Here is a 1,026-nt window from a genome sequence, read left to right on the forward strand (position 1 = left end):
AATAGCAGATGATTCTACAGATGCAGTAAACGGTGGTCAGCTATTCAGTCTGTCCAGCTCAACATCAACAGGGCTGAACAGTCTGTCAACTAACCTGAACACAGTAACCGACAATCAGTTAGGCAGTCTGTCTACTATTATTAGTAATAGTCTGAGCACTGTGAATCAAAACGTGTCCAGTCTGTCAACCGGTCTGAATACTGTTACTGAAAAGGTTACTGCATTGCAGACTGATACACTGCAATGGGATAAAGTAAACGGTAATTACAAGGCTGATCATGGTGAAGGTAGAGCTCAGAAGATTACACAGGTAGCAGCAGGCTCGATAGCGGGAGATTCTACCGATGCAGTTAACGGTGCGCAGATGTACAGTTTGTCAACCGGTACTGCTAACAGTGTCAACAAACTGACCGAAAACCTGAATAAAACCAATTTAGATTTAGGTACACTGTCTACAGCAACAGACAAAGGTCTGAAAAATCTGAAAGACAGCCTGAACAGTACCAGCGATAAACTGACTCAGCTAACATCCAGTACTTCAGGCAGTATACAGAGCATTAGCACCAGTCTGGACACACTGACTACTTCTACAGCTAACAGCCTGCAGGCTCTGGACAAAGGTCTGCAAGATACCAGCAGCAGCGTATCCACATTGCAGGCTAATACCTTGCAGTGGAACGCAGGCAAAGGTGTTTATGATGCCAGCCGAGACGGCAGTGCCAAAGTTCTGAGTGGTGTGGCAGCAGGAGCAGTGAGTGCAGAATCCACAGAAGCGGTTAACGGCGGACAGCTGCACAGTCTGTCTACGGTAACTGTAGCAGGACTGAACAGTGTCAGCACCGGTCTGAGCAGTTTGTCAGAGTCTGCGACTACCGGTCTGAACAATCTGTCAGCCAGTCTGAGCAGTGCGAATCAGAATCTGACTACATTGCAGCAGAATGCATTGCAATGGAAAGGCAGTGCCTATGATGCCGGCCATAATGGTACGGCGCAGCGGATTACCAATGTAGCAGCAGGCAATATAGC

The 1,026-nt window shown here is 47.5% G+C and carries 1 pseudogene; it reads left to right on the forward strand.

The features are described 5' to 3' along the window. Positions 1–1,026: pseudogene (locus H3V01_RS10890) on the forward strand (hypothetical protein); the annotation flags it as partial.

The organism is Snodgrassella sp. M0351, assembly GCF_016100575.1.
GTDB lineage: Bacteria > Pseudomonadota > Gammaproteobacteria > Burkholderiales > Neisseriaceae > Snodgrassella > Snodgrassella alvi.